At 70.8% G+C, this 21,493-nt stretch carries 20 protein-coding genes; 7 read left to right on the forward strand and 13 right to left on the reverse strand.

Going from position 1 to position 21,493, the window contains the following annotated elements; translation table 11 throughout:
• Nucleotides 1-31 precede the first annotated feature (31 nt).
• The 4 genes from ACSQ4M_RS21245 to ACSQ4M_RS21260 all read right to left on the reverse strand — a co-directional run bounded on the left by ACSQ4M_RS21245 (nucleotide 32) and on the right by ACSQ4M_RS21260 (nucleotide 4,837).
• Nucleotides 32-967: a bifunctional helix-turn-helix transcriptional regulator/GNAT family N-acetyltransferase gene (locus ACSQ4M_RS21245; protein WP_436191404.1), complete on the reverse strand. Its 936-nt coding sequence runs from the start codon at nucleotides 965-967 to the stop codon at nucleotides 32-34.
• A gap of 104 nt (nucleotides 968-1,071) precedes the next feature.
• Entirely contained in the window at nucleotides 1,072-2,226 is a 1,155-nt protein-coding gene (locus tag ACSQ4M_RS21250) for a mechanosensitive ion channel family protein (RefSeq protein ID WP_436191405.1), read from the reverse strand.
• 83 nt (nucleotides 2,227-2,309) lie between these two features.
• Entirely contained in the window at nucleotides 2,310-3,482 is a 1,173-nt protein-coding gene (locus ACSQ4M_RS21255; protein ID WP_436191406.1) for an MFS transporter, read from the reverse strand.
• Between the two features lie 83 nt (nucleotides 3,483-3,565).
• Nucleotides 3,566-4,837 carry an HD-GYP domain-containing protein gene (locus tag ACSQ4M_RS21260; protein WP_436191407.1) on the reverse strand — a complete coding sequence of 424 codons (1,272 nt, stop codon included), beginning with the start codon at nucleotides 4,835-4,837 and terminating at the stop codon, nucleotides 3,566-3,568.
• A gap of 146 nt (nucleotides 4,838-4,983) precedes the next feature.
• On the opposite strand from ACSQ4M_RS21260, the gene ACSQ4M_RS21265 reads away from it, so the two are divergent.
• Entirely contained in the window at nucleotides 4,984-7,326 is a 2,343-nt protein-coding gene (locus ACSQ4M_RS21265; RefSeq protein ID WP_436191408.1) for a YgiQ family radical SAM protein, read from the forward strand.
• Between the two features lie 13 nt (nucleotides 7,327-7,339).
• Here ACSQ4M_RS21265 and ACSQ4M_RS21270 read toward each other — a convergent pair whose 3' ends face one another.
• Nucleotides 7,340-8,236 (reverse strand): transglutaminase family protein, encoded by an 897-nt coding sequence (locus tag ACSQ4M_RS21270; protein ID WP_436191409.1) that lies wholly within the window; start codon nucleotides 8,234-8,236, stop codon nucleotides 7,340-7,342.
• Between the two features lie 55 nt (nucleotides 8,237-8,291).
• The gene (locus ACSQ4M_RS21275; protein WP_436191410.1) at nucleotides 8,292-8,462 is read right to left on the reverse strand and encodes a hypothetical protein; all 171 of its coding nucleotides are present in this window, start codon (nucleotides 8,460-8,462) and stop codon (nucleotides 8,292-8,294) included.
• Nucleotides 8,463-8,618: 156 nt separating this feature from the next.
• On the opposite strand from ACSQ4M_RS21275, the gene ACSQ4M_RS21280 reads away from it, so the two are divergent.
• From ACSQ4M_RS21280 to ACSQ4M_RS21295, 4 genes are read left to right on the forward strand one after another with little or no spacing between them, the layout of a single operon-like run.
• Nucleotides 8,619-9,809 (forward strand): imelysin family protein, encoded by a 1,191-nt coding sequence (locus tag ACSQ4M_RS21280; RefSeq protein ID WP_436191411.1) that lies wholly within the window; start codon nucleotides 8,619-8,621, stop codon nucleotides 9,807-9,809.
• The gene (locus tag ACSQ4M_RS21285; RefSeq protein WP_436191412.1) at nucleotides 9,806-11,230 is read left to right on the forward strand and encodes a di-heme oxidoredictase family protein; all 1,425 of its coding nucleotides are present in this window, start codon (nucleotides 9,806-9,808) and stop codon (nucleotides 11,228-11,230) included. Before ACSQ4M_RS21280 ends, ACSQ4M_RS21285 begins: the two co-directional genes overlap by 4 nt.
• Nucleotides 11,230-12,309 carry an imelysin family protein gene (locus ACSQ4M_RS21290; RefSeq protein WP_436191413.1) on the forward strand — a complete coding sequence of 360 codons (1,080 nt, stop codon included), beginning with the start codon at nucleotides 11,230-11,232 and terminating at the stop codon, nucleotides 12,307-12,309. The genes ACSQ4M_RS21285 and ACSQ4M_RS21290 overlap by 1 nt, the downstream gene beginning before the upstream one ends.
• A 4-nt stretch (nucleotides 12,310-12,313) precedes the next feature.
• On the forward strand, nucleotides 12,314-13,399 hold the full coding sequence (locus ACSQ4M_RS21295) for a DUF1513 domain-containing protein (protein ID WP_436191414.1): 1,086 nt from the start codon (nucleotides 12,314-12,316) through the stop codon (nucleotides 13,397-13,399).
• A gap of 7 nt (nucleotides 13,400-13,406) precedes the next feature.
• Here ACSQ4M_RS21295 and ACSQ4M_RS21300 read toward each other — a convergent pair whose 3' ends face one another.
• Nucleotides 13,407-14,078 carry a helix-turn-helix transcriptional regulator gene (locus ACSQ4M_RS21300; RefSeq protein WP_436191415.1) on the reverse strand — a complete coding sequence of 224 codons (672 nt, stop codon included), beginning with the start codon at nucleotides 14,076-14,078 and terminating at the stop codon, nucleotides 13,407-13,409.
• 70 nt (nucleotides 14,079-14,148) lie between these two features.
• Here ACSQ4M_RS21300 and ACSQ4M_RS21305 point away from each other — a divergent pair, with 70 nt between their 5' ends.
• The gene (locus ACSQ4M_RS21305; RefSeq protein WP_436191416.1) at nucleotides 14,149-15,576 is read left to right on the forward strand and encodes an MFS transporter; all 1,428 of its coding nucleotides are present in this window, start codon (nucleotides 14,149-14,151) and stop codon (nucleotides 15,574-15,576) included.
• A gap of 18 nt (nucleotides 15,577-15,594) precedes the next feature.
• Here ACSQ4M_RS21305 and ACSQ4M_RS21310 read toward each other — a convergent pair whose 3' ends face one another.
• Entirely contained in the window at nucleotides 15,595-15,840 is a 246-nt protein-coding gene (locus tag ACSQ4M_RS21310; protein WP_436191417.1) for a hypothetical protein, read from the reverse strand.
• Nucleotides 15,841-16,151: 311 nt separating this feature from the next.
• Between ACSQ4M_RS21310 and ACSQ4M_RS21315 the strand changes: the two genes are divergently transcribed.
• Nucleotides 16,152-17,399, forward strand: a complete 1,248-nt coding sequence (locus ACSQ4M_RS21315; protein WP_436191418.1) for an MFS transporter — start codon at nucleotides 16,152-16,154, stop codon at nucleotides 17,397-17,399.
• Between the two features lie 105 nt (nucleotides 17,400-17,504).
• Here the strand turns inward: ACSQ4M_RS21315 and ACSQ4M_RS21320 are convergent, their stop codons facing one another.
• From ACSQ4M_RS21320 to ACSQ4M_RS21340, 5 genes are all read right to left on the reverse strand, one after another.
• On the reverse strand, nucleotides 17,505-18,278 hold the full coding sequence (locus ACSQ4M_RS21320) for a class I SAM-dependent methyltransferase (protein WP_436191419.1): 774 nt from the start codon (nucleotides 18,276-18,278) through the stop codon (nucleotides 17,505-17,507).
• Nucleotides 18,279-18,409: 131 nt separating this feature from the next.
• Nucleotides 18,410-18,703, reverse strand: coding sequence for a hypothetical protein (locus tag ACSQ4M_RS21325; RefSeq protein ID WP_436191420.1), 294 nt, complete (start codon nucleotides 18,701-18,703; stop codon nucleotides 18,410-18,412).
• The gene (locus ACSQ4M_RS21330; RefSeq protein ID WP_436191421.1) at nucleotides 18,703-19,608 is read right to left on the reverse strand and encodes a CoA transferase; all 906 of its coding nucleotides are present in this window, start codon (nucleotides 19,606-19,608) and stop codon (nucleotides 18,703-18,705) included. Before ACSQ4M_RS21330 ends, ACSQ4M_RS21325 begins: the two co-directional genes overlap by 1 nt.
• A 30-nt stretch (nucleotides 19,609-19,638) precedes the next feature.
• Nucleotides 19,639-21,060, reverse strand: coding sequence for a hypothetical protein (locus ACSQ4M_RS21335; RefSeq protein WP_436191422.1), 1,422 nt, complete (start codon nucleotides 21,058-21,060; stop codon nucleotides 19,639-19,641).
• 46 nt (nucleotides 21,061-21,106) lie between these two features.
• Nucleotides 21,107-21,493 carry a DUF779 domain-containing protein gene (locus ACSQ4M_RS21340; protein ID WP_436191423.1) on the reverse strand — a complete coding sequence of 129 codons (387 nt, stop codon included), beginning with the start codon at nucleotides 21,491-21,493 and terminating at the stop codon, nucleotides 21,107-21,109.

Below are 21,493 nucleotides of genomic sequence, written 5' to 3' on the forward strand. Positions count from 1 at the left end.
TGCGGACCTGACGATTCTTGCGGAGTTGCCTTCAGAGCTTCAATGCCCAGGTCTCGCCGACCAGCGACTGGCCGAAGTCCTCGTAGGGCTCGCTCTTCTTCAGCACGAAGCCGCGTGCCGCGTAGATGCTGCGCGCGGCCGTGAGGCAGCTGTTGGTCCACAGCACCATCTTGCGGTAACCCTTGGCGCGTGCGAAGGCCAGGCACTCGTCGGTCAGCCGGCTCCCCAGGCCCATGCCGCGCGCGCCCGGCGCCAGGATCAGCAGGCGCAGTTGGGCCACAGTGGCGCTCTTGCGCGCGACGAAGACCGAGCCCACGCGCTGGCCATCGAGTTCCGCGATCCAGCAACGTTCCCAGCCGGGCTGGAAGTTGCGCACGAAGCGCGCCGCAATGTCGGCCACCAGCGCCTCGAAGCGCGCGTCCAGTCCGTACTCGCGGGCATAGAGCTCGCCGTGCTGCTGCACCACCCAACCAATGTCCCCGGGCCGCGGCTCGCGCAGCATGGCCGTGCGGGGGCGCGGCGCCGCGCTGGGGACCGGCGGCGTGAGCAGGCGCTGGACCTTGGCCATGGCGCCGACCAGTTCCGCGCGGTCGGCGCTGGGCAGCCGTTCCAGCAGCGTGCGCGCGGCATCGCGCGATTTCTGCTGCAGCGGCGCGAATGCCGCGTGCCCGGCCTGCGTCAGCCGCAGGAACTGCTGGCGGCCATCGGCCGGGGAACTGCTGCGCTCCAACCAGCCGCGCGCCTCGAAGCGCTTGAGGATGCGGCTCAGGTAGCCGGTGTCCAGGCCCAGCTCGCGGCCGATTCCGCTGGCGGCGCTCTGCTCGCGATGGGCCAGCTCGTAGAGCACGCGCACCTCGGTCAGCGAGAGCGGGCCGTCCAGGTAGGGTTCCAGCAGGCCGGTGCTGCGCGTGTAGCCGCGGTTGAAGGCGCGCACGGCCTTGACCTGTTCGTTGATGACTTCGTCCATGGTTGACGCAGTCTAGCAAAATCAGTTGACTAAGTCAGTCATATGGCGGCTGTGAGGCGACCGATACGCCGGCACCGCGCACGCTGCGGCCATCCGGTCCGCGTTCAGGCTCTGCCAGCCCGGTGCGCAGCGGTGGTCGCGGAGGGTTCCTGCGGCGGTGCTTCATGGCCCAGCGGCGACGGCCCTGACAGCACGACGTTGCGTGTCGGAAACGCAAACTCCACGCCCATGGCCGCGAATTCGCGCATCAGGCCGATGTTGATGGCCTGCTGGTTGTCCATGTAGCGGCCGTAGTCGGCGGTCTGCATGGTGTAGACCACCACGTAGTCCAGCGAACTCTCGCCCAGCTTCGCGAAGTGGGCGCGGTCGAACACCAGCTCGGGCTGCGCCTCGACCACGCGGCGGATCACGGCCGGGAGTTCGGCGGCCTGCGCGGGCGTGGTGGCGTAGCTCACGCCCACCGTGAACTCGATGCGCCGCGTGCGCATGCGCTTGAAATTGCGCAGCGAGCCCTTGAGCAGCTCGGTGTTGGACACCACGATCTGCTCGCCGCTGGGGCTGCGCAGTCGCGTGGTCTTCATGCCCACCTGCTCGACCGTGCCGTTGACGCTGCCGTTGTTGATGGCGTCGCCCACCTCGAAGGGCTTGTCCAGCGCGATGGCGATGGAGGCGAACAGGTCGCCCAGGATGTTCTGCGCGGCCAGTGCGATGGCGATGCCGCCGATGCCCAGGCTGGCCACGAAGGCCGTGATGTTGAAGCCCAGGTTGGACAGCACCGCCAGCGCCACCACGGCCCACAGCGCGGTGTTCAGGCCCCAGCCGATCAGCGTGCTCGACACCGTGGCCTGCGGCGAGCTGCCCGGCGCGGCATGGCGCATGAGCTGGCGCTGCATCAGCACGTCGATGAGCCGCGCGCCCCACAAGGCCAGCTGCAGCGCCACGGTCACGTACCAGAGCTGGGCGACGCGGTCGGACCAGCGCGCGGGCAGGTCCAGCAGCGACAGCCCGACCAGCACCGAAGCCACGGTCAGCAACAGGCCGTTGGTGGCGTCCAGCATCTGCGCGAGCGTGGGCCGCACCTGGCCCAGGCCGCGCGCGGCCGGGTCGGCTTCGGCGCTCTGGCGGATGCGGCCGCGCGCGAACCGCAGGGCGGTGCGCATGACGAAGTAGGCGGCGAGGGCGGCGGCGGCGGCCAGGACCCATTGGGCCATGGGCACGCCGAGCAGCAAGGTGGAGTGGAACCAGTCGGACGGCAGCATCGGCGGTTTATATCCGCTCGGCCGCACAGCGGGCGATCAGCGCTGTCGCGCGCGGCCTGTAGGAGGACTGCCCAAGGACCGCGTCATGCACTGCGTGAGAAGCGCCGCGCGTAGGCCGTGCCGCCCGAGAGGATGGCCGCCAGCGTCCAGAACGCCGGCCCCATGCCGGCGGCCGAGCCCAGGCCGCCGAACAGGATGGGCAGGAACACCTGGCTGGCGTTCATGATGGTGGCGCGCACGCCCAGCGCCTCGCCCGAGCGGCCCGGCGGCGCCACCTGGTGCACCAGGCTCATGACCATGGGCTGGGTGGAGCCCAGGCTCAGGCCGTTGACGAAGGCCAGCGCCAGCAGCAGTGGCACCGCGGTCGTCAGCGGGAACAGCAGGTAGACGGCGGCCGTCACGCCCAGCGAGATGGTCAGCGTCTGCCACTCGTTGAGGTGGCGCTGCAGCACCGGCATGGCCAGGCGCACGACGAAGGTGGCCACGCCGAAGCAGCCCATGATGAGGCCGATGGTGGAGGCCGACAGCCCGATGCGCGCGCCCTGCACGGGCACCATGAAGGTGAACATGTCCCAGCCCATGGACAGCAAGCCGCTGACGATGAACACGGCGCGCATGCGCGGGTTCCTGAGCAGGTCCATGACCTGGCCCGCGCCTGCCACGCCGCCCGGCGCATTGCGCGGCGCCACGCGGATGCGCAGCGCCACGAGCACGATCAGCGCCAGCAGCGGGAACAGCACCAGCAGCGCGAAGGTCCAGCGGTGGCCGATGCCGTCGATGGCGATGCCGGCGATCACGGGGCCCATCACCGTGGAGGTCGAGAAGGCCAGCGCCAGCAGCGTGAAGGCACGCACGCGCGTCTGGTCGTTGGTACTGTGGCCCACCTCGTTGTAGACCGTCATGTGCAGCAGCATGAAGCCGCTGCCCAGCAGCATGCTGGCCAGGCACAGCACCGGCACCGAGGGCCACAGCGCCGGCAGCGCCACGCCCACGGCCGAGATGGCCGTCGCGATGCGGGCCGGCCGCTGCATGCCCACGCGGTCGATCCAGCGCCCCAGCCGCACCGACAGCAGCATGGGCAGCACCGACAGCAGGCTGACCTGCAGGCCGACGACCACGGTGGGCGCGTGCAGCGCGATGGCGTAGAGCGACAGCGCCACGCGCCCCCCGGTGAAGGCCAGGTGCACGAGCACCATCACCGCCATGAGCGGCAGCAGCTGGCGTGCCAGCGAGGGAGGGGTGGCGGGGGAATTCATCGGGGCGGCGGCGCGCGGGAAAGCCGCGCAGTGTCCCACGGCCTGCGGGGCGGTGCTGTGCCGGCCGGCTCAGGCTGCCCCGGTCAGAGGCAGGCGTCCACCTCGCCCACCCAGGCGGCAAGCGCGGTCGGCAGCTCCTCGCCTGCCGCCGGCGCCCAGCGGCGGCGGGCATTGCGCGCCAGCGCGCGCAGCTGCCAGGTCATTTCCTGGGCGATCAGCGAGAGTTCAGCCATGAGCTCGGCATCCTGGTCGTCGCCCAGCATCAGCAATTGATCGCCGCTGGCGCCCACGTCGGCCAGCAGCCGGCGCATCTGCTCGCACTGCTGGCCGATCGCGGCCATGCCCTGCACGCGTGCCGGCGTGGCTGCGGCGCTCTGGCCCAGCGTGGCCGGCCAGGCGGCCAGCAGCCGGTCGAAGGCGATGAGCTGGCCGATGGGCGAGGCCCCGGGCTCCAGGGCCGCCATGCCGGTGACCGAGGCCAGCGCGTTCTCGCTGGCGATGCCGCGCAGCGCATCGAGCACCCGGTCGCCCAGCGCGGGGTCGAACTGGTGGCGGTTGGTGCGCAACAGCAGCGACAGGCGCAGCGCCGACAGGGCGCGCCCCGGCCGCAGCAGGGCCGACATGACCTGGGCCAGGGACACCACGCGGCCCCAAGGGCTGATCCGGTCGCCCGCCAGGTGGGCGGGATAGCCCGAGCCGTCGAGCAGCTCGTGGTGCTCGCGCACGGCGCGGATCAGCTCGCGCGGGTACTCATGGTGGCGTTCCAGCAGCAGCGCGGACACCAGCGGGTGCGAATACAGCTGGCGCCGCTGCTCGCGCGTGAGATCGCCCTGGGGTTGCAGCAGCGCGTGGTCGATGTGCATCATGCCCAGGTCCTGCAGCAGTCCGGCTGCCATCGGCATGATGACGTCGTAGCGCACCATGCCGGGGCGCAGCACCAGCCAGCCGGCCAGCAAGGCCGTGCACACGGCGTACTGGAACAGGGCAGGGTGCACGTCGCGCGCCACGCTGAGCTGGAACGCCACCGGCGGCGGCAGTGGAATGGCTTCCAGCGCATCGAGCAACTGGGCCTGGTGGTTGCCGTGCCCCAGCAGCCGGGCCAGCACGGGCCGGCGCTCCACGAGGTCCTCGGCCGTGCTGCGCAGGGCCTTGCCGTTGATGCTGTCCTGGGCTTGCAGGGCATCTTCCAGTGGGGCCGACAGCTGGTGGCGCAGCAGGCGCTCGTACAGGCGGGGATCGACCTTGACGCCGCGCTCGATCAGCTTGATGCCCTGGGAGCTGTAGATGGCGTTGACGGCGGTCGGCGGCCGGTCGTCCACGAGCTGCTGGACGGCTTCCTGGAAATTTGACGACATTCGTTAAGGATTTTTGTTATATCGCTACGAAGATTTGTAGCACAGCCCGGGCCGCTGTTCCCTTACGCCGGCAGGAACTTGGCGCTGCCGCCTAAAATCCATGGTTCCCCCGCCTGCCGTCCCGCTCCGAGGACAACCCCCACCCGATGAACGCCCCCGTCGACGTTTCCTTTTTCGCGCGCGCCGCCAAGCCGCTGACCAGCTACCGCAAGTACTGGGCGGCCCGCTTTGGCACGGCGAAGTTCCTGCCGACCTCGCGTGAGGAGATGGCGGCCCTGGGCTGGGACAGCTGCGACATCGTGCTGGTCACGGGCGACGCCTATGTGGACCACCCCAGCTTCGGCATGGCCGTGATCGGCCGCATGCTGGAGGCCCAGGGCTTCCGCGTGGGCATCATCGCCCAGCCCGACTGGACCAGCGCCGAGCCCTTCCGCGCACTCGGCAAGCCCAACCTGTTCTGGGGCGTGACGGCCGGGAACATGGATTCCATGATCAACCGCTACACGGCGGACCGCAAGATCCGCAGCGACGACGCCTACACGCCGGGCGACGTGGGCGGTGCGCGGCCCGACCGCGCGGCCATCGTCTACTCGCAGCGCTGCCGCGAGGCCTTCCCCGAGGTGCCCATCGTGCTGGGCGGCATCGAGGGCAGCCTGCGCCGCATCGCCCACTACGACTACTGGAGCGACAAGGTGCGCCGCTCCATCGTGGTGGACGCCAAGTGCGACCTGCTGCTGTACGGCAACGCCGAGCGCGCCATCGTCGAGGTGGCGCACCGGCTGGCGGCGCGCCAGAGCGTGGCCGAGATCACCGATGTGCGCGGCACGGCCTTCGTGCGGCGCGAGACACCCGAGGGCTGGTTCGAGATCGATTCGACCAGCGTGGACCTGCCGGGGCGCGTCGACGCGCACGTGAACCCCTACCTGATGGTGTCCGAGCAGGCCAAGGCCAACGGCGCCACCTGCGCCAAGGAAGACGAGGCCCAGGCCGTGGCCGACCAGGCCAATGCGGTCAACCCGCCGATCCAGGCCATCCAGTTCGTCGCCAACCCGCGCGTGGCCCTGAAGCCGCCGCCGCGCGACAAGAGCGTGGTCCGCCTGCCCAGCTACGAGCAGGTCCGCGCCGATCCCATCCTGTACGCCCACGCCAACCGCGTGCTGCACCTGGAGACCAACCCCGGCAACGCACGCGCGCTGGTGCAGGCGCACGGCGAAGGCCACACGGCGCGCGACGTCTGGATCAACCCGCCGCCGATCCCGCTGACCACGGCCGAGATGGACCACGTGTTCGACCTGCCGTATGCGCGCAGCCCGCACCCGCGCTATGCGGACGAGAACGGCAGCCACGACGGTGCGACCAAGATCCCGGCCTGGGAGATGATCCGCTTCAGCGTGAACATCATGCGCGGCTGCTTCGGTGGCTGCACCTTCTGCTCGATCACCGAGCACGAGGGCCGCATCATCCAGAGCCGCTCGGAAGAGTCGATCATCAAGGAGGTCGAGGCCATCCGCGACAGCGTCGCCGGCTTCACCGGGACCATCTCCGACCTGGGCGGTCCCACGGCCAACATGTACCGGCTGGGCTGCAAGAGCCCCGAGATCGAGGCCGCCTGCCGCAAGCCCAGCTGCGTCTACCCGGGCATCTGCTCCAACCTCACCACCAACCACGACCCGCTGATCAAGATCTACCGGCGTGCGCGCGCGCTCAAGGGCATCAAGAAGATCCTGATCGGCTCGGGCCTGCGCTACGACCTGGCGGTGCAGTCGCCCGAGTACGTCAAGGAACTCGTGCAGCACCACGTGGGCGGCTACCTCAAGATCGCGCCCGAGCACACCGAGCAGGGCCCCTTGTCGAAGATGATGAAGCCGGGCATCGGCAGCTACGACAAGTTCAAGCAGATGTTCGAGAAGTACTCGGAAGAGGCCGGCAAGAAGCAGTACCTGATCCCGTACTTCATCGCCGCGCACCCGGGCACCAGCGATTCGGACATGATGAACCTGGCGATCTGGCTCAAGAAGAACGGTTTCCGCGCCGACCAGGTGCAGACCTTCTACCCGAGCCCCATGGCCACAGCCACGGCGATGTACCACAGCAACCGCAACCCGCTGCGCAAGATCACGCGCGCGGGCTTGGGTGAACATGAAGGCGTGGACATCGTGCGCGGCGAGAAGCGCCGCCGGCTGCACAAAGCCTTCCTGCGCTACCACGACCCGAACAACTGGCCGCTGCTGCGGGAAGCCTTGAAAACCATGGGCCGGGCCGACCTGATCGGCAACGGCAAGCACCACCTGATCCCGACCTGGCAGCCGCTCAACGACGGTGGCTACCAGAGCGCGCGGCGCAAGAACTCCACGCCGGCGCCGCAGGCCAGGGCCGTGGCGGTCAAGACCGTGTCGGACAAGGTGGTCAAGGGCCGGCTGCTGACGCAGCACACGGGCCTGCCGCCGCGCGCCGGCACGGCCGCGCGCAAGCCCGGCAAGGCGCGCTAGATTCCTCGGCCTTTCAGCCCTGGCGGCGCGTGACCTGCACGGCCACGTCCATGCCCTCGTAGGCGTCGGGCTCGCCGAACCAGCTGCCGCTGATCGGCGTGGCCAGGGCCGGGTCGCGCGCCACCCCCACGCGCAGCAGGTGGCCGCTGCCCATGAGGTCGTTGGTCGGGTCGAATGCGACCCAGCCCGCGCCGGGCAGGTAGGCCTGCAGCCAGGCGTGCGTGGCGCCGGCACCCACGATGCTGTCGCCGGCCTGCTGGCCCGCCGCGTCCAGGGCCGGGTCGTACAGGTAGCCCGAGACGAAGCGCGTGGCGATGCCCAGGCGCCGCACGGCCTCCATCATGAGCAGCGCGTAGTCGCGGCAGCTGCCGCCTTGCGCGGCCAGGGTCTGCAGCGGCGTCTGCGTGCCTTCCTCGTCGCGCGACTGGTAGCTGAACGCGGTGTGGATGTGCGCGTTCATGCGCTTGAGCGTCTCGCGCGTGCTGTTGGGCGCGTCGCTCAGCAGGAACTGGTGGGCCCAGCGCAGCAGCAGGCCGTCGGGGTCCTCGTGGTGCGGGCGCAGGTAGTGTTCCAGGTCGAGCCGGTCCTGCAGCGAGTAGGCGAACGGCAGGAACTCGGCCGCCGGGGCCAGCGCCAGCAGGTCGCCGGGGGAGGGCACGTGCTCGACCGTGAAGGCGCAGACGATGGTCAGCGCGGTCGCCTCGCCCTCGGGCTGCACGAGTGCCACGGAATTGGAATGCGGGTCCTGGATCAGCCGCACGGCAGCGGCCGGGCTGATCTGCAGGTCGGTCGCCAGCACACGCAGGTCGTGGCTGTCGCGCGGCCGGAACATCACGCGGTGCAGGCCGAAGCGGACCGGTGTGCGGTAGCGGTAGGTGGTGGTGTGGTGGATGTCGTATTGCGTGGCCATGGCGGCATGCCTCGCGGGGGGAGCGGCCCGCGTTGCACGGGCCGCTGGTGGGCGATCAACCGCCCTTGTGGGAACGCTTGCCCGGGTTCTTCTTGCTGCGCGTGGCCACGCCGCGTTCCAGGCTGACGCGCTGGCCATTGCCGGCGCGGCGGGCGCTCAGGCCGCCTGCGGGCGTGGGTGCGGGGGTGGCGCGGCGATCCGCTTCGGTAACGAGTTTGTTGCCCATGGTCTTCTCCTGTCGGACGGTAAAAATGAACCCGCGATGATCGCACATCGCCCGCTGGGACGGGCCCGTACGCAGTCAGGCAGTGGTCAGTCGCGCTAATTTGATAATCACTCGCATCTAGAATCGGCTCTTGCCGCAACTCCAAAAAGCACTGCCTTGAAGCACTCCACCATCGCCTGGATCCTGGCCGCCACCACCGCGGCCTGCGCACCGGCCTGGGCCCAGAGCCCCGCCGCCAAGCCCGCAGCCTCCAGCAAGGCGGTCGCGGCCGACATCGCGCCGGCCGTGCGCCACCACGCCGTGCTCGTCAGCGCGGCCTACGACGACGCACTGGCCGGCGCCCAGGCGCTGCAGGCAAGCATCCACGCCTTCCTCGACAAACCCTCGCAGGAAGGCCTGGACGCCGCGCGCAAGGCCTGGCTGGAAGCACGCGAGTTCTACGGCCAGACGGAGGCCTTCCGCTTCTACGGCGGCCCGATCGACAGCGACGACGGCCCCGAGGGCCGCATCAACGCCTGGCCCATGGACGAGTCCTATGTGGACTACGTGGTCGACGCGCCCAACGCCGGCATCATCAACAACCGCAAGCTGCAGATCAGCAAGAAGCAGCTGTCCTCGCTCAACGAGCGCGACGGCGAGGAGAACATCGCGACCGGCTGGCACGCGATCGAGTTCCTGCTGTGGGGCCAGGATCTGTCGGAGACCGGCCCGGGCGCACGCCCGTTCAGCGACTTCGTCGATGGCGGCAAGCCCAACGCCGACCGCCGCCGCCAGTACCTGCGCGTGGTGACCGAACTGCTCGTGGACGACCTGCGCTCCGTGGCCCGTGCCTGGGCGCCGAACCAGGCCAAGAACTACCGCGCGCGCTTCGAGCGCGGCGGCATGGAGTCGGTCCGCAAGATGCTCGTGGGCCTGGGCTCGCTGTCGCGCGGCGAATTGGCCGGCGAGCGGCTCGAGGTGGCGCTGGCCAGCCAGGACCAGGAGGACGAGCATTCCTGCTTCTCCGACAACACCAACCGCGATGCCGTGGCCAATGCCACCGGCATCCAGAACGTCTGGCTCGGCCAGTTCAAGCGCCGCGACGGCAGCCAGGTGCAAGGCCCCGGCCTGCGCGACCTGGTGGCCGCGCGCGATGCCGCCGTGGCCGAGAAGACGACCAGGCAGATCGCCACCTCGGTGGCCGCGGCCGAGGCGATCCCTGCGCCGTTCGACCAGGCCATCAAGGTCGGCAACCCGGGCCGCGCCAAGATCCAGGCCACCATCGACAGCCTGACCCAGCAGTCCAAGGACATCGTCGAAGCCGCCAACGCGCTGGGCATCACGAAACTGACCCTGGTGCAACCTTGAGCCCTCGTCGCTTTGCAGGCGCGGCGGCCAGCCTGACGCTGGCCTCGCTGGGCCTGGCCTGGGCGGCTGGCGACCCGGCGCCGGCCGATGACGTCGCTGTCGGCGGCGCCACCACGGTCTACGCCACCGGCCAGAACGCCTTCTCGTTCCCCGCTGCCAACCTGACCGACCCGGAGCGCACGCGCTTCGTGATCGGCAATTCCTTCTTCAAGCGCAACTGGGTGCAGGCACCGGCCTCGACCAAGGCGCGCGACGGCCTGGGCCCGCACTTCATCGCGCGCTCCTGCGGTGGCTGCCACACCCAGGACGGCCGCGGCCAGCCGCCGGACTTCACGAAAGGCCTGTCGGACCAACCCGTGGGCCTGCTGCTGCGCCTGTCGATCCCTGGCCAGGACAAGGCCGGCGGCCCCTTGCCCGATCCGGTCTACGGCGACCAGTTCTCCAACTTCGCGGTGAACGGCGTCAAGCCCGAGGGCAGCATCACGATCCGCTACGAGCCCGTGCACGGCCGCTTCGCCGACGGCACGCGCTACCAGCTGCAAAAGCCCGTCTACGGCTTCAAGGGGCTGAACTATGGCCCCATGGCCAAGGACGTGATGGTCAGTCCGCGGCTGGCGCCGCAGGTGATCGGCATGGGCCTGCTCGAAGCCATTCCCGAGGACGCCATCCGCGGCAACGCACGCGCCCAGGCGGCCGCTGGCGGGGCCATCCGCGGCCAGGCCAACGAGGTCTGGGACCAGCCCTCGCAGAAGATGATGCTGGGCCGCTTCGGCTGGAAGGCCAACGTGGCCACGGTCGCGCACCAGACGGCCGGCGCCTTCCATGGCGACATGGGCATCACCTCCAGCCTGTTCCCCGACGAGACCTGCATGCCTAAGCAGAAGGACTGCCTGGCCGCCCCGCGCGGCGCCCAGGGCAAGCAGCCCGAAGTGGACGACAAGACCTTCGACGAGGTGGTGTTCTACACCGCCACGCTGGCACCGCCCGCGCGCCGCAACGCCACCGACGCACAGGTGCTGCGCGGCCAGCAGCTGTTCAACCAGGCGCAGTGCGCGGTCTGCCACCGGCCTAGCTACACCACGGCCGAGGGGCCGTTCCCGCGGCTGACCAGCAAGGCGCTGTCGGGCCAGACCATCTACCCCTACACCGACCTGCTGCTGCACGACATGGGCGAGGGCCTGGCCGACGGCCGGCCCGACTTCCTGGCCAACGGCCGCCAATGGCGCACGCCGCCGCTGTGGGGCATCGGCCTCATCAAGGACGTCAACGGCCACACCCGGCTGCTGCACGACGGCCGCGCCAACGGCGTGCTCGAGGCCGTGCTGTGGCACGGCGGCGAGGCCCAGGCCAGCCGCGATGCGGTGATCAAGTTCACGGCCGAGGAGCGCGCGGCGCTGGCCAAGTTCGTGGAGTCCCTGTGATGAACCTCGGTGTGGCGCGCAGGCGCCTCGTTCTGAGCGGCCTGGCGGCGCTGGCGCTGCCCGCCGCGGCCCAGCATGTGCCGGGCAACGTGGCGCTGCCGTTCTACGGCCCGCCGGACTTCATGCAGGGCGCCTGGCGCCGCTGGTACGCGCCACGCGCGCAGGACTTCCAGCAGCGCGCGCAGGCGCTGGTGGCCGCGCTGTCGGCCCAGTGCTCGGCACCCGCGGGCGACAGCGCCGCGCTGGCCACGGCACGCAGCGCCTGGGGCGAGGCGGCGCAGGCGCTGGGCCGGCTGTCGGCCGTCTCGATCGGCCCGCTGCTGCAACGGCGCACGCTGCGCCAGATCGACTTCGCGCCCACGCGGCCCGAGCTGATCCGCCGCGCCATCGCCGCGGCGCCAGCGGACGCTGCCGCGCTGGAGCGCATCGGCACGCCGGCCAAGGGCCTGCCCGCGCTCGAATGGCTGCTCTGGACGCAGCCTCCCGCGCCCGGCACGCCAAGCTGCCGCTACGCCCAGCTGCTGGCCGAGAACGTGCTGGCCGAGGCCCAGGCCCTGGCCCAGGCCTTCACGGCCCTGGCCGACGCCCAGCCCGATCCCGACGACGAGGACGCCAACGAATCCGCTGCCGTCGCGATGTCCGAACTCGTGAACCAGTGGGTCGGCGGCGTCGAGCGCCTGCGCTGGCCGTTCATGGACAAGCCGCTCAAGAGCGCGCCCAAGGGCAAGCCGCCGGCTTACCCGCGTGCCGCCAGCGGCCTCGCGCGCGAAGCCTGGGCCGCCCAATGGCAGGGCCTGCGCACGCTGGCCGTGGCGCCCGACGACAGCGTTCCGCAGCCGGGCAAGGACCTCGTGGCGCTGGAGACCTACATGCGCGGCCGCGGCCTGAACCCGCTGGCCGACCGATGGGCCGCCACCGTGCGCAAGGTCGACGAGGCCATGGCCGCCGCGCGGCCCGATGCGCCCGCCAGCGTGCAGGCTGCGTCCAGGGCCGTGGCTGGCCTCAAGCAACTCGCCGAGGCCGAACTGGCGCCGGCGCTCAACATCCGGATCGGCTTCTCCGATGCCGACGGGGATTGACGCCATGCTGACACGCCGCCATTGCCTGGCCCTGGGCGCCGCCGCCCTGGCCATGCCCGCAGCACAGGCCTGGTCCGCTCCTGCAGCCATGCCGCGCCTGCTCGCCGCCTGGCAGTGCGCACCGCAGGACACGGCCGAGGCCGCGCGCTACCAGATCGGCCTGCTGGCCGCCCAGGCCGACGCGCTGGTCGTGGCCCGTGCGCTCGACGTGCCGACGCGCGCCCACGGCCTGCTGGTCGAGGCGGGCGGCACGGTGCTGGCCGTGGCACGCCGCCCGGGCGACTGGCTGCTGCGCTGGAAACCCGGCGACGCGGAGCCGCAGACCGCCTGGATCGAACCCGACCGCGCCTTCAACGGCCATGTGGTCGCCAGCCGCGACGGCCGGCGCCTGTACACCACCGAGACCGACCTGGAGACGGGCGCCGGCCTGATCGGCGTGCGCGACGCCGCCACGCTGGAGAAAGAGGCCGAGTGGCCCACGCGCGGCATGGACCCGCACGAACTGCTGCTCGGTGCCGATGGCACCCTCATCGTGGCCAATGGCGGCATCCCCACGCTGCCCGAGACCGGCCGCCTCAAGATCGGCCTGGAACGCATGGACGCCTCGCTCGTGCGCCTGGACACGCACGATGGCGCCTTGCTGGGCCAATGGCGGCTGTCCGATCCGCGCCTGAGCCTGCGCCACATCGCCTGGGGCGGCCAGGACGGCCGCCTGCTCGGCATCGCCCTGCAGGCCGAGCACAGCGACCCGGCCGCCAAACAGGCCGCGCCGTTGCTGGCCCTGTTCGACGGCAAGGCGCTGCGCACCGCGGCAGCACCGCAGCCGCTGGCCGGCTACGGCGGCGACATCGCCTGGGCCCATGGCGGCTTCGCCGTCAGCACGCCCAAGGTCGACGGCGTCGCCCGCTGGGGCGCCGACGGCCGCTGGCAGGGCTTCACGGCCCTGACCGAGGCCTGTGCGCTGGCGGCGGAGTCGGGCCGGCTCTGGGCCGGTGGGCGGGAGGAGGCGCTGGTGGCCGAAGCCGCCACCGTCGTCACGCGGCCGGTGCCGGCCTTGCGGCTCGACAACCACTGGCTGCGGCTGGGCTGAGCCGCGTTCAGCCGCCAGGCGGCATCCGCGGCGCGATGCGGTAAACGCAGCGCGACGCGCCCGCCAGCAGATGCTGCTCGCGCGTGACGGTCGCATCTGGGCCGGCAATTTCCTGGAACAGCTGCAGCTCGGAGCGGCAAAAGCCCTGGCAGCTGCGCGCCGCGGTGCAGATCGGGCAGTGGTCCTCGGCCAGCAACCAGTCACGGCCATCGCGCTCCACGCGCGCCATGTAGCCCTCGCTGCTGCGCACGGCGGCCAGCTGCTCCAGCCGCTTGCCCAGCGTCTTGCCGGTGCAGGCGCGCTGGTACAGCGTGCGCGCATCGGCTTCGCGCTGCGCGATCAAACGGTCCAGCCCAGCCTCGCCGAACAGCTGGCGGATGCTGGCGATCAGCTGCACGCTGAGCTGCGCATGGGTGTCCGGAAAGCGCCGGTGCCCGGCCTCGGTCAGCACCCAGTTCTGGCGCGGCCGGCCCACGCCCACGGCAACCTCCTGCTGGCCGGCGACGAGGCCGGCGGCGAGCAGCTTGTTCACCTGCTGGCGCGCCGCCTCGGGCGTCATGTCCAGCGCCTGCGCCAGCTGCGCGGTCGAGACCGGGCCGCGCGTCTTGACCTGGAACAGCATGCGCTCGGCCGCCGATGTGCCAGCCTGGTTATCCAAGTCATTGCTTGTGGAAATCATGGACCCTCGGTTAATATCCAAACAACTGCTTTGATATTAAGGCGCGACCGCCGCGCTGTCGAGAACCCCCATGTCCGCTGTCGCTTCTTCCGCCTCAACACCTGTTTTCGCCACCGCCTCCTGGGGCGACCTGCTGCGCGGGCGCAACGGTCTCCTGGCCGTCGCGCTGACCGGCGGCGTGGCGCTGCACGCCATCAACGTGCACATCGTCACCACCGTGCTGCCCTCGGTGGTGCAGGACATCGGCGGGCTCGACTGGTATGCCTGGAACACCACGCTGTTCGTCGTCGCCTCCATCGTCGGCGCGGCGGTGTCGGTGCGGCTGCTGGCCGCGCTGGGGCCGCGCGGTGCCTGCCTGGCGGCGCTGGCGGTGTTCGCGCTGGGCTCGGGCGCCTGCGCCAGTGCCATGGCCATGCCCTGGATGCTGGCCGGGCGCAGCGTGCAGGGCCTGGGTGGCGGCATGCTGGCCGCGCTGAGCTATGCGCTGATCCGCGTGGTGTTCGCGCCGCCGCTGTGGCCGCGCGCCGTCGCGCTGGTCTCGGGCATGTGGGGCGTGGCCACGCTGTGCGGGCCGGCCGTGGGCGGGCTGTTCGCGCAGGCCGGGCACTGGCGCTGGGCGTTCTGGACGCTGCTGCCGGTGTCGGCGCTGCAGGCCGTGCTGGTGGCGGTGCAGCTGCGCGGCAGTGGAGCGGCCGACGACAAGCCTGCCATCGCCGTGCGCCAGATCGCGCTGCTGGCGACCTCGGTGCTGGCCGTCGCGGCGGCCAGCCTGTCGCCGCAGCTGGCCTGGCAGGGCGCGGGCGTGCTGATGGGCCTGGCGCTGGGCGCGGCCGCCATCGCGCTGGACCGGCGCGCGGCCGTGCGCCTGCTGCCGCGGGGCGCCACGGTGCTGGGCTCGTCGCTGGGCGCGGTCTATGGCTGCGTGGCGCTGCTGCTGGTCGGCACCATCACCGAAATCTACGTCCCGTACTTCCTGCAGACCCTGCACGGCTACACGCCGCTGGCGGCCGGCTACCTGACCGCTGCGATGGCGGCCGGCTGGAGCGCGGGCTCGCTGCTGTCCTCGGGCCGTGGCGATGCCGGCGCCGCACGCCTGCTGCGCGCCGGCCCGGTGCTGTGCAGCTTCGGCCTGCTTGCCCTGGCCGTGCTGATTCCGCTGGGCGATGGCCTCGCTGCTGGCGCGCACATGCTGCTGTGCGGCCTCGCGCTGGCCGCCGTGGGGGCCGGCGTGGGCGTGGGCTGGCCGCATCTGCTGACGCGCGTTCTGCGCCTGGCCCCGGCGGGCGAGGGCGGCCTGGCCTCGGCCGCCATCACCACCGTGCAGCTGTACGGCATGGCCATCGGCGCGGCCATCGCCGGCCTGGTGGCGAATGCGGCGGGGCTCACGGCGCCGGGCGGGGTGGCGGGTGCACAGTCGGCCGCCGTCTGGCTGTTTGCCAGCTTCGCGCTGGCGCCCGCGGCGGCGGCCTGGCTAGTGCGCCGGGCCAGCCAGGGATAGGGCTGGGGTGAAAGGCTCTCAGCCGCGGTCAACGAGGATGCCCACGCACAGCGCCGTTCCCACGAGATACAGCAGCCAGGTCTGCGCCACCGCATAGGGATAGAACATCAGAGCGACGCCCAGCCATCTGGTGCGCGCCCGACCGACCCGCTTGCCGTACCCGTATGCCGCCAGTCCCGCAAGGCCGAACAGCACGGCGCCAGCGAGGTAGGACGGGCTGGGAAGCGCAATGCCGAGTGACTGCAGTGTTTCCAGGGTGCCCATGGGACGTGGGATCAAGAGCTTGGCGTGGCCCCAAAGAGAGACCCGCGGCAAGCGCGGGTCAAGGGCAGCCCCTGTGAGGGAGGGGGAGGAAAGCGGGCTGCCGGGTTGCAGTGTGTCCTTTGGGCCTTAGGCGAAACTTAAGAGCCGCGCTTCGGCGCCGCGCACCTGGCTGTGCCGGCCGCGATTCGTCCGCCACCGGTCCGCTCACCGCGAACCTTCCTAGAATCGCGCGCGCCGCTCCGCTGGAGCGGCACGGACGCACGACACAAAACGAAACAGGGGACAGTAGCGTGAGCAAGGCTGGTTCAACCATGGCGCATCGGCGCCCGGCGGCGTCAAGCCGCGCGGTCTTCCTGTTCGGCGTTCCGCTGTTGGTGCTGGCCCTGGGGCACATGCTGTCGAACCTGTTGCGGACCCTGCCCGCGGTGGCGACCGATGTGATCGGCGCTGACATCGGGGTGAGCGCGGCCAGCCTCGCCAGCCTGACAGGCGCCTACCACATCGCGTTCGCGGCAGGCCAGATTCCGGTCGGCGTGGCGCTCGACCGCTACGGCGTGCGCAGCGTCGCGCTGACGCTGCTGGCCATCGTGGCAGTCGGTGCCGTGCTGGCCGCCACGGTCGGTGGCGCCAGCGGCTTCCTGCTCGCCCAGGTCGTGCTGGGCATCGGCTGCTGCGGCATGCTGCTGTGCCCGATGACGCTGGCCGCCAAGCTGCTGACGCCCCAGCAGTTCGGCCTGTGGTCCGGGCTGATCCAGGGCGTCGGCAACACGGGCATGCTGCTGTCCGCCAGTCCGCTGGCGTGGCTGATCGAACACCATGGATGGCGCGCCGGCTTCTGGGCCGCTGCCATCTTCGCCGTGGTCATCGCGGCGCTGGTCACGTTCTTCGTCTCGAATGCGGGCCCCGGTCCTGCGGCCACCGGGCGGACCATCCGGTCGGAGGCGCAGGAGGTGGTGCGGATCGGGCTGTCGCCGCAACTGCGCGGCATCGTCGTGCTGGCCTTTTCGTCCTTTGCGGCGGCCATCGCCGTGCGCGGCCTGTGGGGCGGCCCCTGGCTCATGGACGTGCGGCACCTCGGGCGCATCGAGGCGGGCAACGCGCTGCTGCCCTTGACCATCGCCCTGGTGGTCGGGCCGATGCTCTACGGCGTGATCGACCGCCGCAGCGGCAACCGCCGCCATCTGCTGCTCGCCGGCCACCTGGTCGCCGCGTTGGCGCTGTTCGCCGTCGCAGCCGCGCGGCCGGGCGGCTGGGTGTCGCAGTGGCTCGGTGGCGCCGTGTTGCCGGTGGGCTTCGACGTCGCGGCGTTCCTGCTGTTCGGCGCCGCCATCGCCGTGCAGCCGCTGCTGTTCGCGATGGGCCGCGCGGTGGTGGCGCCGGAACATGCCGGCAAGGCCCTGGCTGCCATCAATCTTTCGTTCTTCGCCGGTGCGGCCGTCGTGCAGGCGCTGACCAGCCCGATCGCTGCGGCATGGGGCCTTTCGGCGGTCATGGTGTTCCTGGGTGCTGTGCTGCTGGCTGCGACCTGGGTGTTCGCGATGCGCACGAGGAAAGGCTGAGGGCTGGCGCTGGGGCGAGGTTGCAGCAGCCTTTGCAGCGGCGCTCGTTCCGCGACAACAGTGGTGCATTCCTTGGCTTGCGCTGTCCGTCTTTCGGCGTGCAGATCAGCGGTGCGATGGCGCTTTGGTCCATTGGCCGATTGAGGGCTCTCTCGAGACTTTGATACGGCCTGGCGTTTCGGCAGGTCGACGGCCTTCCCCAGCAGCAAGCTTTCGAGCCACCCATCCTCTGAAAGCGAGAGCTGTGTAGAAGAGTTCGACGTCCACGAAACCCGCTGTGTGCAGCATGCGCATCTCGTCTTCTGGCGACAGCACCGGAAGTTGCTTCAACGCAGTGAAGTCTCCCGGGCCTTGGCCGTTGCTTTCAGCGTAGCGAGCAACCCGTCCAAGCCATCTGTCGGCCCCATCGTCAGCCGTCGGGAAGCTGTAGTGGGCCATGACGAAAGGTGCGCCAGGCTTGAGCCGAGAGCCGATGGCCTGCAGTGTTCGCAAACGCTCAGGCGGCTTCAGAAAGTGGAACGTGAGAAGGCAGGCGGCCGCGTCGAACTCATTCTGCGGCGCGTCGTCGATGTAGCCAGCTTGAAGTGCGATGCGCGAAACGTGCTCAGCAGTGGTTATCCGTGCAAGTTCGAGCATCTCTTCCGAGGGGTCGATGCCAACAAAACTCCAGCCGCGGTGTAGCTCGGCCCAGGCCTTCAGTTCCATGCCGCCGCCAGCGCCGAGCACCAGCACACGGGCGTCTGGACGCTGCCCCTCCGCAAGCAGAAGGCCAGCCATCCGATGCAGGTCGTGGAGCGCGGGGACAATTCGAGCGGTGCGAACGGCGTAGGTCGACACAGCGGCTTTGTCGGAGAAGGTTGATTGAGCCTCTTTTTTCATGTAACTTATCATGCTACATTATTCTTGCTGCGCATGTTTTGTGGGTGACATTGAGGCCATTTCAGTTCAGGCCGACGCTCCTTCTACGTGGACGAAGTTCTGATGGCGGGTTGTGGCCCGTGCCGCTCCTTTCAAGCCTGATGGTCAGAACGCACGGCTTCTCCACGCGTCGCGGCTTGGTCCAGCCAGCCGTCCGGCATCTGCTGCGAATGCCGTCCCAGCACCTCCTTGGACGCCGTACTTGGTCGGCGCCATTGGCGTTGATTGGTCGCGATGTGCAAGGGCCAGTGCGCGCCGAGCGCGGCCAGCGTGGCGTGCGCATCCGGCATCGCCTCGACCTGCGGCCACAGGGCCATGGCCCGGTCCTGCGGGCCGTCCTCGGCCATCAGCGTGCCGCCCCAGTCGAAGCAGATGCAGCGGACCATCAGCGCGGCAACCCGTGCAGCGGAATGTCCTTCTCGTGCCCCAGTTTCTCCAGCTGCTTGCGCGTGCGCGTGGCGAAGAACGCGGCCACGGCGGCGTGCGTGGAGGCCGCCAGCATGCCCTTGCGCGACGCATCGTCCACACCGGCCGCCGCGCACAGCGCCTTGGCGAAATGTGGCTCCAGCGCGGCCACGGCCACACGACCGTCCTTGCAGGGGTAGACGCGGTAGCCCGCATGCGCACCGCCGACCGAGCCCTTGGCCGTGGTGAGCCCCCAGGCGCGCGGCAGCGCCAGGTAGGCGGCCGCATCGGCCAGCGCCACTTCGAGGAACCCGCCTGTGCCCTTGGCCGCGCGCAGCAGCTGGGCCTGCAGCACGGCCTCGCTGGCGGCCAGCGAGCCGCCCATGTCGGCGTACAGCGTGGGCGGCAGCTCCAGGCCGTTGACCAGGCCGTGCTCGGCCACGTAGGTCAGGTCGTGGCCGGGCTCCTCGGCGCGCTCGCCCGTGGCGCCGACGATGGCCACCTGCGATAGCTGCGGGTACAGCCGGTGCAGCTTGCGCCAGCCCAGGTCGAGCTTGGCCAGCGCCGAGGGGCGGAACGAGGTCAGCAGCACGTCGGTGCGGGCCAGTTCCTTGTGCAAGGCTTGTTGGCCTGGCTCGGTCTTGAGATTGGCCTGCAGCACGCGCACGCCGTCGTGCAGGGTGGCGTAGGCGGCCGGCGCGTAGATCGCCATGGGGTCGCCCGGGCCACCGTCGGGCGCGGGCGGCTCCAGCTTGACGCAGGTCGCGCCCATGGCGCGGCAACGCATCAGCGCGGCGGGGCCAGGCAGGTTGAGCGCCAGGCTCAGGATGCGCACGCCGGCCAGGGGGCGCGGCGCACGGGCGGATCGGGAGGTGGTGCTGGTCATGCGGAAGAGGGCGGCCGAAAGGGCCGCAATCTACCGCACGCTGGGCAGCAGATCCTCGCGTGTGTGTCGCTCACGCGGCTCGGTGTGCGTCTCCACGGCGCGGTGGTTGAGCAGCTTGGCATAGGTCAGCAACTGCTGGTCCGCCTGCTCGGCGTCGGCGCGCACGAGCCGGCCCTGGGCGGTCGCCACCGTGGTCGTGCCACGGCTCTGGTCGTCGATGTCGGTGCGGTGGTAGTTGCCACCCCGGAGGTCGATCTCGGCCTCGCCGAGTGCGCGCAGGACCTGCGCCTGCAGCACGGCGCTGCGCGTCTGCGTCACGGTGATGTCGCCCGTGGCACTCGTGCGCTGCACGCTGGTCTGCTGCGCGACGGCGTAGCTGGCCTGGCTGACCTCGGTCAGGTAGCCGTTCTTGTTGGTCTTGCTGAACTCGCCTTCGATGCGCAGTTCGAAGTCCGCCAGCCCGCTCAGCAGCGGCGCCACCTGGTTCTGCACGGCCTGGGGCGTGCCGTCCAGCGCCTGGGCCTGGCTGCCGTTCGCGCCATGCAGCTGCATGAAGGCCTGGCGCAGCTGGTCCACCAGTTCGGCGCCGATGTGGCCACGCTCGCCGGCGGCCTCGAACTGCGCGAGGTACCGGGCGATGCTGGCCTGGCGCACGTCCTCGCGCGCGGCCGCCAGCGGCGCCGCGGCGTCCAGGCGCAGCGACAGATCGCCGGCCACGCCCTGCACGTCTACGCGCTTCTCGCGCGCGTTGGCCTGCAGGCTGAAGTTGCGCAGCGGGTCGTCCGCCTGCGGGCTGCGCACCGTGAGTTCGATCGACGACAGCTGCTTGGCGTCGTAGGCCAGCAGGCCGGACAGGTCCAGCTGCGGCGCATCCGCGCGGCCCAGGCCGGCGAGGGCCTTGTCGAAACCCTCGGCCAGTGCGCCCAGGGCCTTGCGTTCGGCATCGGTCAGCGCGCCGCTGCTGCGCATGTCCACCTGCAGGCCGCCCTGCACGGGACCCGACCCACGGTTCACGGCGATGGACAGGTCCACCGTCGCGCCCGACTGCGTGCGGATGCGCAGCTGCAGCGTCACGGCGCTGTCGCGCGCGCTGGCCAGCGCATCGCTGGCAGCCACGCCGCTGGCGTGCTGGACCAGCGTCTGCCGGTAGTCGCCGCCTTGTTCGGCCAGCCGCGTGAGCAGGGCGCCGCCCAGGCCACGCCACTGCGACGCCAGGCTGCCCGTGCCGTTGGCGGCATTGCGCTGCATCAGGCTGCTGATCGCGTCGCCCGGTGTGCTGGCCCAGCTGCGGGTCGGACCGGTCGGGCGGTCGTAGACGACGGGGGCTGGCTCGCTGCGCGCAAGCTGCAGCACGGTGGACGGCGGCGTGGCCGTGGTCGCGGCCCCGGGCTGGCGTGCCAGGGCCGTGCTGGTGGCCCATGCCGTGCTGCCGACGGCGGATACGGTGGTCATGCGGGGCGGCACCTCGGTGAAGGGGGGCGCCCGGATGGCGGCCCGTTCATGCGGTATCGGCTTTTCCTGCGCTTTCTGTAGCCTGCAGTTCGGCCCATTCGGCGTCCGTGAACAGCCGCGAACGCGTCAGGAAGCGCTGGCCCGTCGGCCCCTCCAGCGAGAACATGCCGCCACGTCCCGGCACCACGTCGATGATGAGCTGCGTGTGCTGCCAATACTCGAACTGCGGCCCGCTGATGTAGAACGGCATGCCGCCGATGGCGCCGAGCAACCGGTCGTAGTCGCCCACGATGAACTCGCCCGCGCCGTAGCACATGGGCGCGCTGCCGTCGCAGCAGCCACCCGACTGGTGGAACATCAGCGGGCCGTGCCGCGTGCGCAGCTGCGCGATCAGCACCAGCGCGGCTGGTGTGGCGGTGACACGGTCGACCAC

The sequence above is a fragment of the Pseudorhodoferax sp. LjRoot39 genome (assembly GCF_964253035.1).
GTDB lineage: Bacteria > Pseudomonadota > Gammaproteobacteria > Burkholderiales > Burkholderiaceae_C > Pseudorhodoferax.